The organism is Micromonospora chokoriensis (assembly GCF_000718555.1).
In the GTDB taxonomy this organism is placed as follows: domain Bacteria; phylum Actinomycetota; class Actinomycetes; order Mycobacteriales; family Micromonosporaceae; genus Micromonospora; species Micromonospora chokoriensis_B.
Genome location: NZ_JOAN01000011.1, coordinates 227,011 through 243,010, shown reverse-complemented (window position 1 = coordinate 243,010; position 16,000 = coordinate 227,011). Strand labels below are relative to the sequence as shown.

Genomic DNA, 16,000 nt, shown 5'->3' with positions numbered 1-16,000 from the left:
ATGGCCCGAGGGGAGGTACGCGTGGAGGCGCTCGTCCTGATCGTGGCGCTCGGCCTCACCGTCCTCGTCGGCACCACTCTCGGCGGTCGATACCGGGTCGCCCCGCCGGTCCTGCTCATCGGGCTGGGCGTGCTGCTCGGGCTCACGCCGCCGCTGTCCGAGGTCAGCCTGGAACCGGACCTGGTCCTGCTGATCTTCCTGCCGGCGATCCTGTACCGGGAGAGCCTCACCATCAGCCTGCGCGAGATCCGGGCCAACCTGCCGGTGATCGGGCTGCTCGCCGTGGTGCTGGTGGTGCTCACCATGGTCACGGTGTCGTTCGCCGCGCAGGCACTCGGGGTGAACCCCGCCGCCGCCTGGGTGCTCGGCGCGGTCCTCGCGCCGACCGATGCCGCGGCGGTAACCGGGCTGGCCAAGCGGCTGCCCCGCAAGCTCCTCACCACCCTGCACGCGGAGAGTTTGATCAACGACGGCACCGCGCTTGTGGTCTTCGCGGTGGCCGTGGGCCTGCTCAGCCAGAGCGCCAAGCCGGGCGTGCTCGGCATCGGTGAGGAGTTCGTCGGCGCCAGCGTCGGTGGTGTGCTCGCTGGTCTGCTGGTGGGGGTCGCCGTGGTGCTGATCCGCAAGCGGCTCGACGACCCGCTGCGCGAGGGCGCGCTGAGCGTGCTGACCCCGTTCGGCGCCTTCCTGCTCGCCGACTCGGTGCACGCCAGCGGTGTGCTGGCCGTGGTGGTCGCCGGTCTGGTGTTGTCCTACGCCGGCCCACGGGTGATCCGCGCCCGGTCCCGGGTGCTGGCGTTGGCGTTCTGGGACCTGTCCACGTTCCTGATCAACGGTGGGCTGTTCGTGCTGCTCGGCACGCAGATTCCCCAGGCGGTGCGCGGCATCACCAGCACCTCGCCCCAACGGGCTCTGGTGATCGTGCTGGTGGTCACCCTGGTCGTCGTGGCCACCCGACTGCTCTTCATCTACCTGACCGCGCAGTCGGCGCGCCTGCGGCGTCGCCGGATGGTGGACGACGGCCGTGGTCCCTCCGGCTGGCGGGTGGGGACCGTCGCGGGCTGGTCCGGTTTCCGGGGCGCCGTGTCGCTCGCCGCCGCGCTGGCCGTTCCGACGGTGACGGTCGCTGGCCAACCGGTGGTCGAACGCGACCTGATCATCTTCGTCACCGCGCTGGTGATCGTGCTGATCATGTTGGTCCAGGGCACCACCCTGCCGCTGGTGGTGCACTGGGCCGGGCTGGTCGGCGACCCGGAACGCGTCGACGAGGCCCGCAACGCCCGGCGGCGGGCCACCGAGGTCGGCCTGGCCGCCCTACCCCAGGTCGCCGCCGAGGTCGGCGCGCAGGCGGACTCAGTACGTCGGCTGCGAGCCGAGTACCAACGGCACCTGGAGGACTTCAAGGAGATTGGCGGGAGCACCGCCGAGGAGCGCCGGCTGGAACGCCGACTACGCCTCGGGGTTCTCGCCCACAAGCGGCGGGAGGTCACCCGACTGCGGGACAACCGGGAGATCGACGACCTGGTGCTCCAGGAGCTGCAATCGGCGCTGGACAACGAGGAGATCCGGCTGCTGGGACGCGAGCCCAACGATTGAACGCCGCCGGCCTGCGCGGCTCAGAGCACCTGGTCGAGGAAGCGGCGCAGCCGCGGATGCTCGGCCCGCTCGAAGATCGCCTCGGGCGGCCCGGCCTCCAGCACCACGCCCCGGTCCATGAACGCGACGGTGTCGGCGACCTGTCGGGCGAAGCCCATCTCGTGAGTCACCACCACCATGGTCATGCCCGCGGCGGACAGGTCGGCCATCACCCCGAGGACACCCTTGACCAGCTCCGGGTCGAGCGCCGAGGTCGCCTCGTCGAAGAGCATCACCTCGGGCCGCAGCGCCAACGCCCGGGCGATCGCCACCCGCTGCTGCTGACCACCGGAGAGCTGCGCCGGCCGGGAATTCGCCTTGCCGGCCAGCCCCACCAGCTCCAACTGGGCGCGGGCCACCATCTCCGCCTCGTCCTCACCGAGCTTGCGCAGCCGGCGCAGCGCGAGAGTGACGTTGCGCAGCACGCTCATGTGCGGGAAGAGGTTGAACTGCTGGAACACCATGCCCACCCGCTGGCGCAACGCGTCCGGGTCGTCGCCGAGCACACTGCGCCCGTCCAGCAGCACGTCGCCACGGTCCGGCTCGATCAGCCGGTTGATGGTGCGCAGCAGGGTGGACTTGCCCGACCCGGATGGGCCGATGACGCAGGCCGTCGCGCCACGGGGCACCGTGAGGTCGACGCCGCGCAGCACCCGGTTGGGCCCGAAGGCGAGGTGCACGTCGCGTACGTCGAGGCTGACCGAGGTTGTCGTGTCAGTGGTCATCGCCGGTCTCCTTTCGTCGCGGCGTACGGCGCCGTCGCGGTGTCGTCGTCCTCGTCCGCCGACGCGGTGGCCGGCCGACCGTTGCGCAGCCGCCCGTCGATCCAGTTGACGAAATGCGTCAGCGGGACGGTCAGGGCCAGGTAGAACAGCCCCGCCAGCAGCAGCGCCGACTCGTTGCCGGTGGTGGCCGCGTAGTCCTGCCCGATCCGGAACAGCTCCCGCTGGCTGGCCACCAGGCCGAGGAAGTAGACCAGGCTGGAATCCTTGATCAGCGCGATGAGCTGGTTCACCCAGGCGGGCAGCACCCGCCGGATGCCCTGCGGGATGATCACCAGCCGCATCGCCTCGGTCCAGGAGAAGCCGAGCGCCCGGGCACCCTCCAACTGGGCGGCCTCCACCGACTGGATGCCCGAGCGGAAGATCTCCCCGATGTACGCGGCAGCGATGAGCGACAGCGCCAGGATGCCCAACGGGTAGGGATCCGGCCCCCACACCTGCATGCCCAGCGGAGCCAGCCCGACGCCGATGAGCAGGATCGTCGCCGCGGCCGGCAGCCCCCGGAACACGTCGGTGTAGACCCGCGCGGGCCAGCGCAACCAGCGGCTGCGGGAGATCCCGGCGACGGCCAGCAGCAGACCCAGCACCGAGCCGAGCAGGGCGGCGGAGACCGCGAGGATCAGCGTGTTGGGCAGCCCGACGGTCAACATCTCGGGCAGCGCCTCGCGCATCGCGTCGACGTCGAAGAACGTCTCCCACAGAGTGCTCAACGGATCCATCGGTCGCCTCTCCTACCGCCCCGCTCGCTCGTCACCAGGTCAGGACGCGGCCGACGCGGACGCCGACGGCGTGGCCGAAGCCGTTGCGCTGCCCGGCTTGAAGTCCGCCGGGATCGGCCGACCCGGGTAGTACTGCGCCTGCAACCGGCTCCAGGTGCCATCGGCGATGACCTCGTCGAGGCCCCGGTTCAGCGCCTTGCGCAGCTCGTCGCTGCCCTTGGCCACCGCGTACGCGGTCGGTGCCGGGCTGAGCTGCTTGGCCGCCACGGTGATCTTGCCCTTGCTGTCGGCGGCCGACTTCTCGCCGATCTCCGCCGGAGCGATCCACGCGTCGGCGGTGCCCGCCTTCAGCTGGTTGATCGCGCCGTTGTAGTCCGGCACCCGCACCGGGTTGAGCTGCTTGCCGGTGGCGTAGTCGTCCTGGACGGTGCCCTGCACCACCACGACCCGCTTGCCGGTGAGCTGGTCGAAGCTGGTGATCGGCGAGCCGGCCGGGACGTCCAGGCCGAAGTAGCCGAAGTCGTAGCCGTTGCCGAAGTCGACGGTCTTCTTCCGCGCCTCGGTGATCGTGATCGAGGAGCTGCCGACGTCGAACTTGTGGTTGTTGACCTGGGAGAGCAGCGCGGAGAAGTCGGTGCCGACGAACTCCACCTTCAGGCCGAGCTTGCCGGCCACGGCGGTCAGCAGGTCGTTGTCGAAGCCGGTGAACTTGCCGTCCTCGAGGTAGACGTTCGGCGGGGCGTCGGTGAGCGTGCCGGCCCGCAGCACGCCCGGCTGGGCCAGGCCGTACGGGTTGGTGGTGGCGTCGGACGAGCTGTCGTCGCCGCACGCGGTGAGCGCGGTGGCGGCCAGGATGGTGGCCGCGCCGAGGGCGGCGGCACGGGTCAGGGCAGGAAGAAGTCGCACGGGTGTCTCCGAAGGGTGGTGTCCCGGCGCGCACGGGTGTGCGTCGCCGACGGTGCGCCCGATGGGCGTACCGGTGAGGGAGAGGGTTCGGGAGAAGCGCTGCGCTTAGTGCGTGGTGCCGCGACAGGCGGCGCTGCACAAACGCATCATGTCCACGTGCCGTCGCCGGGTCAGTGCCGGCGAGGGCCAACCGGCGCGGACGTCCGCGTCGTCGATCGGTGCGAGGGTGCTGAGGATGCGCATGGTTCTCCCGGGTCTGTGCTGACCTGGGTGCCAGGCCACGCTTGCGCCGACGTCGTGCCGGTGCCTGGTCTTCACCCGGGGCACCCCACCGCGGAGGAGGGTTGCCGGCCAGCGAGCCGGGGCTTCGCGCTGGCACTCATGACCTGCGCCGAGGCTAGCAGCAGCGACGGGTAGGTCGTCCAGTCGTTATGACCACGCTCACCGTGCCCGACCGGGCGCCGGCCGCAGGTCAGCCGGCGTGCACGTGCGGCCGGCGTCGCTGGTCGGGCTCCTGGCGACGCAGGATCTCCCGGGTGACCGTGGCGATCGCGCCCTGCCCGAACGCCAGGTAGCGCAGCAGGTTGCGGCCCGGGCCGCCCTCGGCCCACTCGAAGTAGATGTGCGGGCGTCGGCCGCTGCGGTCGCGAATCTCCAGCAGCAGGGCGGCGAGCGCATTGGGCACCGACGAGCTGGCCAGGCTGAGCACCGAGAAGCGGTCGCCCGCGACACCGCCACGGACCAGCAGCTCGGTCTCGAAGTCGGACGGGTCGGTGACCTGGACCTCGACGAAGATGACGTCGCTGTCGTCGGGGAAGTCGTTGTCCGCCATGGTCTGCGCCAGCTTGGCGCGGTACTCCGCCACGTCGCACCGGTCGGGCTCGTGCGCGATGAGGCGGATCCGCCGCCCCGCGCGCTCGTCGATCATGCGGGTCGCGACCGGGTCCAACTCGACGTGGTCGACCCGCAGCTCGAAGGCCCGGGACAGCCGGGAGAGCAGCGAGACGACGATGATGCCGCCGATGAAACAAGCGGCGATCTTGACGCCGTCCGGGCGTTCCACCACGTTCGCCAGCGTCGTGTAGACGAAGACCACCGCGATGACTCCGAACGCGATGGTGCGGCCACGCTGACGACGCCGCGCCGCCGCGAGCGTCACCGCCGTCGCGGCCGAGGTGATCAACACCAGGACACCTGTGGCGTACGCGCCGCCCTGCGCGTCCACGCTGGCCTTGAAGACGATCGTGATCAGGAACGCCACGGCGGTGAAGACCAGCACCAGTGGTCGGACGGCCCGAGCCCAGGTCGGTGCCATGCCGTAGCGGGGCAGGTAGCGCGGCACCAGGTTGAGCAGACCGGCCATCGCCGACGCCCCCGCGAACCAGAGGATCGCGATGGTGGACAGGTCGTAGATGGTGCCGAACACCTCTCCGAGGTGCGCGTGCGCCAGGTAGGACAGCGCCCGCCCGTTCGCCGGCCCGCCCGGTTTGAATGCCTCCGGCGGGGTCAGCACGGTGGTCGTCACGCTGCTGGTGATCAGAAAGACGCTCATGATCACTGCGGCGGTGGTGAGCAGCCGGCGCGCGCCACGGATCCGGCCCAGCGGTCGTGCCTCCGAGTCCTGCGGGTCACCCCGTACGCTCGGCATGACCGCGACCCCGGTCTCGAAGCCGGACAGGCCCAACGCCAGCTTCGGAAAGACCAGCAGCGACAGCCCGACCACCAGCCAGGGATCGCCGTGCCCGGTGGTCAGCGCGGTGGTCCAGTCTCCGACCGCGCTCGGGTGCGTCACCACCCGCCACAGCGAGTCGGCCACCACCACCGCGTTCAAGGTCAGGTAGACCGCGACCAGGACGACGGCGATCCCGATGGCCTCGGTGAATCCCTTGAGGAAGACCGCGCCCAGCAGCGACACGAGCAACAGCGTGACCAGCACCTCGTGACCCTTGAACCCGCTCGGCAAGAACGGGTTCTCGTCGATGTGCGCCGTCGCGTCGGCGGCGGAGAGGGTGATGGTGATGATGAAGTCGGTGGCCGCGAAACCGAGCAGCACCAGCACCAACAACTTGCCCGGCCAGTAGCTCAGCAGGCGTACCAGCATCGCGATCGAGCCCTCACCGTGCGGGCTCTCCACCGCCACCCGCCGGTAGACCGGCAGCGCGCCCAGCAGGGTCACCAGGACCAGCACCAGGGTCGCCACCGGCGAGAGCGCCCCGGCGGCCAACGCCGCGATGCCCGGCTGATAACCCAGCGTGGAGAAGTAGTCGACACCGGTCAGGCACATCACCTTCCACCACGGGTGGTGCCGGTGCTCCGGCGGGCGCCCGTGCGGCCCTGGGTGCTGCACGGCCTGGTCCGAGCCGGCGTCGAGCAGCCACCTCCGCAACCGGCCGGCGCGTCTGTCGACAGTCACCGGCGCGTCCCCCGTCATCCCGCTCACGGTCACCGTGAGTATCCGCCCGTCGGGCCGCTCCCGTCCGCCGGTGCGCGGAACCCAGCCGACGCCACGGCGGGTTTCGGGCCCAGGACAGGGGGGAAGCAGCGCCCCCGGGTTGGCGGGCGTGCGCCGAACCGGGCGGCACCGGGGGAGGGGACAGGGCATGGTCGGCGGCCGTCGCTTCCGCCCGGGTGACGGCTTCGGTCGCCAACTCGACGAGTACGAGACGAGGGTCGGCGTGACGGCCGCGTCCACGGAGTCGCCCGCCGTGGTCCACGGCGGCCTGGTGGACAGCGCGGTCTACATCCGGGGGCACCGGTTCGCCTCGCCGTCCGGCCTCGCCGAGACGTACCGCTGCCTCCAGGAGCAGGACGGCGCGATGGCCTGGATCGGGCTGTACCGGCCCGACATCGACCAGATCACCTCGCTGGCCCGGGAGTTTCGGCTGCACGACCTGGCGGTCGAGGACGCGATCAACGCCCACCAGCGGCCCAAGCTGGAACGGTACGGGCACACCCTGTTCGTGGTGCTGCGCGCCGCCAGCTACGACGACCTGCGGGAGGAGGTCGAGTTCTCCGAGTTGCACCTGTTCATCGGGCCGGGCTTCGTGGTCACCGTCCGACACGGCGAGGCACCGGATCTGGCCGCCGTGCGGCGGCGGATGGAGACCGAGGCGCAGATGCTCGCCCGGGGCCCGCAGGCGGTCCTGTACGCGATCCTCGACCAGGTCGTCGACGGGTACGCGCCGGTGGTGGCCGGGCTGGAGAACGACATCGACGAGATCGAAACCCAGGTGTTCGGCGGCGACCCGAACGCCAGCCGGCGCATCTATGGCCTCAGCCGCGAGGTCATCCAGTTCCAGCGGGCCGCCCGCCCCCTGCTCAGCGTGCTCGACGCGCTGGCCGACGGCGCCGGCAGCGCCAGCGCGGACGAGGAACTGCGCCGTTACCTGCGTGACGTGACCGACCACCTGACCCAGGTGGTGGAGCGGGTGGACGGTTTCCGGCACCTGTTGCAGAACATCCTCACCGTCAACGCCACCCTCGTCTCGCAGCAGCAGAACGAGGAGATGCGCAGCCTCACGGCGGCCAGCTACGCCCAGAACGAGGAGCTGAAGAAGGTCTCCTCCTGGGCGGCGATCCTCTTCGCTCCCACGCTCATCGGCACCGTGTACGGGATGAACTTCGTCCACATGCCGGAGCTGAACTGGCGTTTCGGCTACCTGTTCGCGCTGCTGTTGATGCTGCTGGTCTGCGGCACCCTCTATGTGATCTTCAAGCGGCGCGGCTGGCTCTGAGCCGCGCTGCCGGGATTCACTCGATGCCGCGCAGGATGTGTCGTTCGTCCTCGACGTCGTCGTCGCCAGCACTGATCCGGCCGAGCAGGACGGCGGCCGCCCAGATCGTCAGTGGCGTGGCCGCCCCGGTCATCCCGCCGCCGGTCCGGTCGTCCCCGGTCTTGCTCCGCTCCGTGCGCGGTGGCCTGCGCTGAGCCTGCATGGGGCCCTGCCTCTCCTCGTCGAAGCCACTCGAACCATCCCACGCCCGGCCGCATCCGCACCGCTTGTTTTCGGGTTTCCGACTGCCGCCCGCCAAACCGGACATTACGCCATCGACGGTCAGGGCAGTGGATGGGCGATGCCGCGCGCGTGGTCGGTGATCGCCGCGCCGACCACGGTCGCGGCCAGCGGCAACACCTCCAGACAGCGGCGCACCGCGGCGGCCATCAGCGTGTTCGGCACCCGCATGGAGAGCGTGCAGTGCGGCACCCAGCGCCCTGGTTGGTAGTGCTCGGCGAGGGGGATGCCGGCGGCCGCGAGCCGGTCGTGCACCAGCCGGTGGTGCGCCAGCAACTCCGGTGTGGGTGCCGGGCCGAGCCAGAGCACCCGACCGACGAACTGGCCCGCGTGCTGGAAGTCGAGCCGCAGCGGGGCGGCCACCACCGTCCCCTGTAGCGCCTCGGCGACCTGATCCGGGTCGAAGCGGGGCGCCACCGTGAGCGAGACGTGCGGGCGGTGGCGCTGCTCCAGCAGCGAGCGCATGCTCTGCACGCCCTCGGCCTCCAGCGCGTCCCAGAGCACCCGGATCCGCCGAGTGGCGTCCGGGTCCAGGTACAACTCCAACGCGGCGACCATTCGATCACCGTAGCGGCCGAGGTTTGCGCGCCCGGATTCGGCGGTACCTGAACACCTGTGGATGTGAGTGAGCTGCTGACCGAGGCGTACGACCGGCTGCCCGACCTCGTCCGCGCGGCGGTCGACGGCCTCAGCCCGGAGCAACTGCGCCAGCAGCCCGGGCCGGGTGCCAACTCGATCGGCTGGCTGGTCTGGCACCTGACCCGGGTGCAGGACCACCACGTCGCGCAGCTGCTCGACACCGACCAGATCTGGGTGAACGGCGACTGGGCCGGGCGGTTCGGGCTCGCTGCCGACCCGGACGACACCGGCTACGGGCACTCGGCCGCGCAGGTCGCGGCGGTGCGGCCGGAGAGCGCGCCGGCGTTGATCGACTACTACGAGGCGGTCGCGGCGCGTACCGGATCGTTCTTGACCGGCCTGCGCCCTGCGGACCTGGACCGGGTGGTCGACGAGGCGTGGGATCCGCCGGTGACCCTCGGCGTCCGGTTGATCAGCGTCGCCGAGGACGACCTGCAACACGTGGGCCAGGCCGCCTTTGTCCGCGGCCTCATCCAGGCCGACTGAACGTCGGACTCACGGCACGATCACCGCGCGACCCTCCAGGGTCCCGTCGCGCAATTGGCGGTACGCGTCCAGGGCGTCTCCCAGCGCGAAGGTCGTGGTCTTCGGGCGGACCAGGCCTCGGGCACCCAGGTCGAGCACCTCCACCAGTTCGGGGCGGCTGCCCCAGTAGGTGGTGGCGATATTCACCTCGTAGGGCACGGAGAAGAACGACACCCCCACGGTGCCGCCGCCGATCCCCACGATGGTCAGGTCGCCCACGGTGCGGGCTGCCGCCACGCCGAGCGCCAGGGTGCTGTCCGTGCCGACGAAGTCCAGCACCACGTCGGCGCCGCGCCCTCCGGTGGCGTCCCGGACCTCCTCGGCGGCGGTCGGCCCGGAGGTCACGGTGCGCTCGGCGCCGCACTCCTCGGCAAGCCGCAGCGCCTCAGCTCTAGTGTCCACGGCGATCACGCGCGCGGCCGTGGTGGCCTTGAGGATCTGCACACCCACATGCCCCAGCCCGCCGACCCCGATCACCACGGCCGTGCTGCCCGGTGGCAGCTTCGGCCAGGAGCGTCGGATGGCGTGGTACGGGGTGAGTCCCGCGTCGGTCAGCGGGGCGGCTTCCGCCGGATCCAGCCCTTCCGGCAGGGGTACGACGTGCCGCGCGTCCGGGACCAGCTCGAACTCGGCCATGCCGCCGTCCAACCCGAGCCCGCCACCCCCGCTCGGCACCGGCGCGCCGGATGGGTTCTCACAGTACGGGTCCACGCCGACCCGGCAACGGGCGCAGGTGCCGCAGCCCCACGCGCCGAAGACGGCGACAGGTTGGCCGACGGACAGCCCGGTCACCCCGTTACCGAGGGCGTGCACCCAACCGGCGTTCTCGTGCCCGAGGGTGAACGGCGGGTTCCAGGGCATCGTGCCCGGCTCGAACTCGTCCATCAGGTGCAGGTCGGAATGGCAGGCGCCGGCACCGCCGATCCGGACCACCACCTGACCCGGCCCGGGCGTCGGGTCGGGAACCTCGACCAACTCCGGTTCCGACTTCCACTCTCGTAACCGCAGCGCGCGCATAGCGGTGCTCCCGTCCGTCTCGGCCGAACCACTGGCGTGCCCACCACATCTCAGAGCAAACAGGGCCGATGTCAGGGCGGATCTGGCACCTCACCTGCTTCGGGTGAACCGCGCTCACCCCGACATGGGCGATCCTGCCCAGACGTGGGGAGGGGACCTGATGGGCACGACGGTCGAGCAGCACCTGCAACAGCTGGACGCCGGCCGGCGTCCCGACCTGCCGGAGACCACCGCGGGCACACTGCGGCTGGATGTCCGCAGCGACGGCTGCACCGAGCACTGGTACCTGACCATCGCCGACCAACACGTCCGGGTGACCCGCTCGGCCGACGACGCCGAGCTGGTGGTGCGGGCCGATCGGGCGGTCTTCGACCGGATGGCCCGTGGTGAGTTGCATCCGGGCGCCGGCCTGCTGCGCAACGAGCTGACCGTGCAGGGCAACATGCAACTGCTGATGCTGCTGCGGCGGATCTTCTCCGGGCCGCGCGGCGCACGTCATCCGCGTGAGCTGGGCCGGGCCGCGCTGGTCGGCCGGGCCGCGACGCCGCTGCGTGATGAGCAGCCGTGAGGCAGGAACTGGTGCACGTCATCGCGGGCAACGTGTTCGCGATCAGCGACGCCCAGGGCGACATCGAGGTCGATCCGCAGACACCGGTCGGCCTCTTCGCGTACGACACCCGGTTTCTGTCCCACTGGGTGCTCAGGATCGACGGTGAACGGATCAACGCGCTCTCCCGCGACGACATGACGTACTTCGAGACCCGGTTCTTCCTGGTGCCCGGCGCCGCGAGCCACTACGTCGACGCCGATGTGTCGATCATCAGGCACCGCTCGGTGCACGACTGCTTCCACGAGAAGATCACCGTGCTCAACCACTCGTCGCAGCATGCCGAGTTCACCGTCCGCATGGAGATGGCCAGCGACTTCACCGACATCATCGAGGTCGGGCACCTCCGGCAGCGGGCCGTCCAGATCTCCGCCGACTCGGCGAGCCAGCGGCTCGTGCTGCGCTACCAGCGGGAGCGGTTCATCCGCGAGACCACCGTGCGCAGCACCGTCCCCGCCGAGGTCGACGAGGGGGGAATGACGTTCCGGATCCGGATCGCACCCGAGGGCAAGTGGGAGACCGACCTGCACGTCAGCCTGACCATCGGTGGCGAGGAGGGCCGGGACCTGCGCGAGGACCTTCAGTCGCACCAGCAGGCCGTGCGGACGGGGATGCGTGAGGACCTGTCGGAGTGGCTGGACCGGGCGCCGCGGTTGGTGGCCGAACGCAACGGGCTGGAGGAGACCTACCGGGGCAGCCTCGCCGACCTGGCGGCACTGCGGTACAAGCCGTTGTCGTACCGCGAGCGGGTGCCGATCGGTGGTCTGCCGTGGGCGATGGGGCTGTGCGGCCGCAACGGCATCATCACCTGCCTCCAGACGATGGCGTTCACGCCCGAGCTGACCCCCGCGACGCTGCGGATGCTCGCGCTCATGCAGGGCGGCCAGCTCGACGACGCGCTGGACGAGGAGCCGGGCAAGATCCTCGCTCAGCTGCGCTACGGCGAGACGGGGGCGTTCGGCGACCGGTCGAGCGCGCTGTACTACGGGGCAGCGGACACCACCCCGCTCTTCGTCGTCCTGCTCGACGAGTACGAACGCTGGTCCGGTGACGCCGACCTGGTCCGCGAGCTGCGCCACCCGGCCCGGATGGCGTTGGACTGGATCGACGACTACGGCGACCTGACCGGGGACGGCTACCTGCGCTACCAGCGGCGCAACGAGCGCGACGGCACGATCAACCAGGGTTGGAAGGACTCTCCGGACGGCATCGTCAACGCCCACGGCCGACAACCCGCCTTCCCCCGCGCGACCTGCGAGTTGCAGGGCTACGCGTACGACGCGAAGCGGCGCGGCGCGCGGCTGGCCCGGGAGTTCTGGGGCGACCCCGCGTACGCCGACCGGTTGGAGCGGGAAGCCGCAGCGCTGAAGGACCGCTTCAACCGGGACTTCTGGCTGCCGCAGCAGGACTACTACGCGTTGGCGCTCGACCCGTACGGCGAGCCGGTCGATGCGCTCTCCTCCAACATCGGGCACCTGCTGTGGAGCGGGATCGTCACGGACGACCGCGCGGAGGCGGTCGCCGAGCACCTGGTCGGGCCGCGACTGTTCAACGGTTGGGGGGTACGCACCTTCGCCACCGGGCAGCGCACGTACAACCCGGTGGGCCTGCACCTGGGCGCGGTGTGGCCCTCGGACAACGCGCTGATCGCCGCCGGGCTGCGCCACTATCGCCTCGACGTGCCAGCGGCACGGATCGCCGGCGGCATCTTCGACATGGCGCAGACGCTCGGTGGGGCGGTGCCCGAGGTGATCGCCGGCTACGAGCGCAGCCTCACGAAGTATCCCGTCAAGTTGGCATCGGGCGGCCGCCCGCAGTCGTGGTCGTCGGGAGCGCTGCTGATGCTGCTGGGCACCACGCTGGGGCTGCGACCCATCGGCGACAACCTGCTGGTGAACCCGGCCGTGCCCGAGGGGTTCGGTCGGTTGGAACTGCTGGACATCCCGGGCCGGTGGGGCCACTCCGACGCCTACGCGAGGGACCGGAGCACCGAAGGCCAGCACCGACCCCGCCTCCGCTGAGATCCGCGGCGGCGGGGTCGGCGATGCGGACCGCCGGGGTCAGCCCATGGTCTTGGCGCCGTCGATCGACTCCCGCAGGATGTCGGCGTGCCCGGCGTGCTGGGACGTCTCGGCGATCAGGTGCAGCAGCACCCGACGGACCGTCCAACTCGCCCCCGGCTCGAACCAGGGCGCCTGCGGCAGCGGGTGCGCCGAGTCCAGGTCGAGGGTGGCGATCAGCTCGTCGGTCTGGGCGGCCACCTCCTGGAAGCGCTCGACCAGCCCGGCTAGGGTCTCGTCCGGCGCCATCCGGAACTGACCGACCCAGTCGACCTCCTCGCGCTCCATCGCCTCGGCGCCGCCCACGGCGAAGAGCATCCAGCGGTGCTCGACGCCGGTCACGTGCTTGATGAGGCCGCCGAGGCAGAGCTCGCTGGCGGTGGAGCGGGTGGCCGCCTGCTCGTCGGTGAGGCCGTCGACCGTGTGCAGCAGGAAGCCACGGTGCTTGGTAAGTGTCTGCAACAGGTCGGCCCGCTCGCCGGTGAGCTGCTCGGTGCTGGTCATTTGGAAGCCCTTCGTAGATGTCCACCTGCCAACCTAGGACCAGCCACCGACACAATCGCGGCTCGACACGGGGGCCGTGGAAGCCCGCCAGCGGTTGCCGATCCGGGCCCGTGGCGGTCCACTGAATGACATGGGTGTGATGAAGGTGGGCACGTCGTCCTGGGCGGACCAGTCGCTGCTGCGCGCCGGGTGGTACCCGCGCTCGGCCAGCACCCCGGCCCGTCGACTGGGCTTCTACGCCAGCCGGTTCCCGCTGGTCGAGGTGGACACGTCCTACTACGCCATTCCGACACCAGAGATCACGCAGGGCTGGGTGGACGCCACACCTGACGACTTCACCTTCGACGTCAAGGCGTTCAGCCTCTTCACCGGCCATCCGACGCCGGTCGCCGCGCTACCCCGGGACCTGCGTCCGGCCACCGGCCCGAGCCGGATCCGCCGCCGCGACCTGCCCGAGCGGGCGTACGACGAGCTGTGGGCCCGGTTCCGCGCGGCGCTCGACCCGATCGCGGCGGCCGGCAAGCTGGGTGTGGTGCTGCTGCAGTTCCCGCCCTGGCTGGTGCGCAGCCCCGCAGCCGAACACCGGATCGTCGAGCTGGCGCAGCGCGGCCGGCCGTGGCGGGTCGCCGTGGAGGTGCGACACCGCTCCTGGTTCGACGACGCCGCCGCGGCGGACACTCAGGATCTGCTGCGCGCCCACGATTTGTCCCTGGTCTGCGTCGACATGCCGCAGGGGCATCCGTCGTCGGTGCCACCGATCCTGACCAGCACGGCAGAGCCGGCGATCATCCGGTTCCATGGCCACAGCGACGCCTGGGGCGACGGAGACAAGCAGGACAAGTTCCGGTACGCGTACGCCGAGGACGAGCTTCGACACTGGGCCGGCCTGCTGGCCGACTTCGCCGGTCGCACCGACGATCTGCATGTGCTGTTCAACAACTGCTGCGCCGGGCAGGCGCAACGCGACGCCAACCGGCTGGCGCAGTTGCTCGCCGAGACGATGCTCGCCGATCACGCCGTCGGATCGACCGGCTGATCGTCGCGCCTGTGCGGCCGGCTCAGGAACGCCGTCCCCGGCTGCGCAATGCGTCCTGGGTCGATTCGCCGATGTCCGCGTCGTCGGGGAAGGTCCGGCCGCTCGGGGCGGGGTCGGGTGGGGCACCCGGTCCGGCCATCGTCGTACGGGTCGGCTCGACCGAGCCGAAGCCGTGGCGTCCGGCCGGGTTCGACGGGCCCGCGGGGGCGCCCGCGCGCCGATCTCCACGCTGTCCCTGGGGCACCGCGGTCTCCTCGCTGCCCTCGTCCATCGGTGAGTCCTCATCCGTGCCCCAGGGCGCGTCGGCGTCGAAGCCGTCACCGGTGCCCCACGGCTTCACCGCCTCCGGCTCCAGCCGGTCGTTGTCGCCGCTGCGTCCCTTGTGCGCCGTCATGGCCACCCCGCTCGTCGGTCCGCCGCTACCGGCGGACGATGTGCCGTCCGTGGCCGACCGGCGCCCCGCCGTCGAGGTGGCGGCGGGGCGCCGGCCGGCCCGACGTTCAGCGTCCGGCCATCGCCATCGGCCGCTTGCCGTTGCTCATTCCCGCCATCTTGATCACGCCCTTCGAGGCGCCCTTCGCCCCGCCGGCTCGCCCGAGTATTCCTCGGAAGACCTGGCCGGGCTTCTGCTGCTCACCCATGTACGCGGTGACCACGACAAGGGTCCCGGTCAGCGCCGGAATGGCCCACTGGAGCAGCTTCATCTGCCGTTGCGACGCGGCCACGCTGGCTGGGGTCTGGTGGTTCGGCTCGGTGGCACCGCTCACCGATGGGCCGCCCGCCTTCTCCAACCGCATGCCGATCAACCGGCTGTAGCCGGTCACCGCCAGCGCGCCGATCGTCAACGCGGTCTTGATGGCGCTGGCCCGGCCGACGCCGGACTGGGCCGCCACCCGTGGGCTCTCGGTCACCAACTCGCCGACAGCGCCGGCCAGATGGGCGCCGATCGCGGCCGCGTTGACCGGGGTCCACTTGGACCACCCGGCCGAGGCGACCGGAAGCCGCTGGGTCGAGTCGCTGATTTTCGCCGCTGCGCCGTTGACGCCGAAGGCACCCATGAGGGAGCCGCCAAACCAGGCCGCCAGGCCCAGGTCGTGCATCGAGCGCAGTGCGGTATGCCGTTCGGACATGTGATCCCCTTCCGCCGTGTCGGGCGCTGCGGCTTACCCGCCGGTCGGGCGGCTAACCCCGCCCCGGACGGGCCGACCCGCGCCGGGGTGGGGAGCTACGTGCTGTGCCGGGGAGCTACCTGACATCAGTGGTGCCGGTGGGCCGGCATCGCCTCGGCAGGAGTCGTTCGCCCGGTGGCGGGTAGATCCGCAAGCAACGCCGACGAGAGGGGAACGCGATGTCGCAGCCGGACGAGAGCCGGGAGAAGACCCCCAAAACAGACGCGGTGCTCATGCACCCCGACAACGACCCACATCGGAACACGGCCGAGGTCGCACCCCGTAAGGATCACGCGGAGATCCAGGTGGAGCGCGACGGCGAGCTGGTGCCGCTGGACCAGGACGAGTGAGCCGACCGGCGGGTAGCGGCCGGCGGTCGGTTCGCGAC

18 protein-coding genes and 1 riboswitch are annotated in these 16,000 nt (G+C 71.0%); of the genes, 7 read left to right on the top strand and 11 right to left on the bottom strand.

Features of this window, described 5'->3' with window-relative positions:
- Positions 1-21 precede the first annotated feature (21 nt).
- Positions 22-1,596, top strand: a complete 1,575-nt coding sequence (locus IF46_RS0116875; protein ID WP_198041459.1) for a Na+/H+ antiporter — start codon at positions 22-24, stop codon at positions 1,594-1,596.
- Positions 1,597-1,616: 20 nt separating this feature from the next.
- On the opposite strand, the gene IF46_RS0116870 is transcribed toward IF46_RS0116875, so the two are convergent.
- The 5 genes from IF46_RS0116870 to IF46_RS0116850 form a co-directional block, all read right to left on the bottom strand.
- Positions 1,617-2,360: an amino acid ABC transporter ATP-binding protein gene (locus IF46_RS0116870; protein WP_030489309.1), complete on the bottom strand. Its 744-nt coding sequence runs from the start codon at positions 2,358-2,360 to the stop codon at positions 1,617-1,619.
- Positions 2,357-3,136: an amino acid ABC transporter permease gene (locus IF46_RS0116865; protein WP_030489308.1), complete on the bottom strand. Its 780-nt coding sequence runs from the start codon at positions 3,134-3,136 to the stop codon at positions 2,357-2,359. The genes IF46_RS0116870 and IF46_RS0116865 overlap by 4 nt, the downstream gene beginning before the upstream one ends.
- Positions 3,137-3,175: 39 nt before the next feature.
- Positions 3,176-4,042 (bottom strand): ABC transporter substrate-binding protein, encoded by an 867-nt coding sequence (locus tag IF46_RS0116860; protein ID WP_030489307.1) that lies wholly within the window; start codon positions 4,040-4,042, stop codon positions 3,176-3,178.
- Between the two features lie 105 nt (positions 4,043-4,147).
- Positions 4,148-4,285, bottom strand: a complete 138-nt coding sequence (locus tag IF46_RS34805; protein WP_198041458.1) for a hypothetical protein — start codon at positions 4,283-4,285, stop codon at positions 4,148-4,150.
- Between the two features lie 32 nt (positions 4,286-4,317).
- Positions 4,318-4,429, bottom strand: a riboswitch (SAM riboswitch).
- Positions 4,430-4,514: 85 nt separating this feature from the next.
- Positions 4,515-6,473, bottom strand: a complete 1,959-nt coding sequence (locus IF46_RS0116850) for a hypothetical protein (protein WP_051723963.1) — start codon at positions 6,471-6,473, stop codon at positions 4,515-4,517.
- A 169-nt stretch (positions 6,474-6,642) separates the two neighbouring features.
- Here IF46_RS0116850 and corA point away from each other — a divergent pair, with 169 nt between their 5' ends.
- Positions 6,643-7,776, top strand: a complete 1,134-nt coding sequence (gene corA, locus IF46_RS0116845; RefSeq protein WP_030489305.1) for a magnesium/cobalt transporter CorA — start codon at positions 6,643-6,645, stop codon at positions 7,774-7,776.
- A gap of 16 nt (positions 7,777-7,792) precedes the next feature.
- On the opposite strand, the gene IF46_RS0116840 is transcribed toward corA, so the two are convergent.
- Both IF46_RS0116840 and IF46_RS0116835 read right to left on the bottom strand, forming a co-directional pair.
- Positions 7,793-7,978 carry a hypothetical protein gene (locus IF46_RS0116840; protein WP_030489304.1) on the bottom strand — a complete coding sequence of 62 codons (186 nt, stop codon included), beginning with the start codon at positions 7,976-7,978 and terminating at the stop codon, positions 7,793-7,795.
- 119 nt (positions 7,979-8,097) lie between these two features.
- Positions 8,098-8,613, bottom strand: a complete 516-nt coding sequence (locus tag IF46_RS0116835) for a 2'-5' RNA ligase family protein (RefSeq protein ID WP_030489303.1) — start codon at positions 8,611-8,613, stop codon at positions 8,098-8,100.
- A gap of 57 nt (positions 8,614-8,670) precedes the next feature.
- On the opposite strand from IF46_RS0116835, the gene IF46_RS0116830 reads away from it, so the two are divergent.
- Complete coding sequence (locus tag IF46_RS0116830) at positions 8,671-9,180, top strand: mycothiol transferase (protein ID WP_030489302.1); 510 nt, start codon at positions 8,671-8,673, stop codon at positions 9,178-9,180.
- A 9-nt stretch (positions 9,181-9,189) separates the two neighbouring features.
- On the opposite strand, the gene IF46_RS0116825 is transcribed toward IF46_RS0116830, so the two are convergent.
- The gene (locus IF46_RS0116825) at positions 9,190-10,236 is read right to left on the bottom strand and encodes an NAD(P)-dependent alcohol dehydrogenase (protein WP_030489301.1); all 1,047 of its coding nucleotides are present in this window, start codon (positions 10,234-10,236) and stop codon (positions 9,190-9,192) included.
- Between the two features lie 160 nt (positions 10,237-10,396).
- Between IF46_RS0116825 and IF46_RS0116820 the strand changes: the two genes are divergently transcribed.
- Together IF46_RS0116820 and IF46_RS0116815 are read left to right on the top strand one after the other, a co-directional pair.
- Positions 10,397-10,804: an SCP2 sterol-binding domain-containing protein gene (locus tag IF46_RS0116820; protein ID WP_051723962.1), complete on the top strand. Its 408-nt coding sequence runs from the start codon at positions 10,397-10,399 to the stop codon at positions 10,802-10,804.
- Positions 10,801-12,864 (top strand): glycogen debranching N-terminal domain-containing protein, encoded by a 2,064-nt coding sequence (locus IF46_RS0116815; protein WP_030489299.1) that lies wholly within the window; start codon positions 10,801-10,803, stop codon positions 12,862-12,864. Before IF46_RS0116820 ends, IF46_RS0116815 begins: the two co-directional genes overlap by 4 nt.
- 39 nt (positions 12,865-12,903) lie before the next feature.
- Here IF46_RS0116815 and IF46_RS0116810 read toward each other — a convergent pair whose 3' ends face one another.
- Positions 12,904-13,407: a DinB family protein gene (locus IF46_RS0116810; protein ID WP_030489298.1), complete on the bottom strand. Its 504-nt coding sequence runs from the start codon at positions 13,405-13,407 to the stop codon at positions 12,904-12,906.
- Positions 13,408-13,537: 130 nt separating this feature from the next.
- On the opposite strand from IF46_RS0116810, the gene IF46_RS0116805 reads away from it, so the two are divergent.
- On the top strand, positions 13,538-14,443 hold the full coding sequence (locus IF46_RS0116805; protein WP_051723961.1) for a DUF72 domain-containing protein: 906 nt from the start codon (positions 13,538-13,540) through the stop codon (positions 14,441-14,443).
- Between the two features lie 22 nt (positions 14,444-14,465).
- Here the strand turns inward: IF46_RS0116805 and IF46_RS0116800 are convergent, their stop codons facing one another.
- A complete protein-coding gene (locus IF46_RS0116800; RefSeq protein WP_030489296.1) occupies positions 14,466-14,837 on the bottom strand; it encodes a hypothetical protein in 372 nt (123 codons plus the stop codon).
- Between the two features lie 106 nt (positions 14,838-14,943).
- Complete coding sequence (locus IF46_RS0116795) at positions 14,944-15,573, bottom strand: hypothetical protein (RefSeq protein WP_036392289.1); 630 nt, start codon at positions 15,571-15,573, stop codon at positions 14,944-14,946.
- Positions 15,574-15,791: 218 nt separating this feature from the next.
- Between IF46_RS0116795 and IF46_RS34415 the strand changes: the two genes are divergently transcribed.
- Complete coding sequence (locus IF46_RS34415) at positions 15,792-15,962, top strand: hypothetical protein (protein ID WP_157563104.1); 171 nt, start codon at positions 15,792-15,794, stop codon at positions 15,960-15,962.
- Positions 15,963-16,000: the final 38 nt, after the last annotated feature.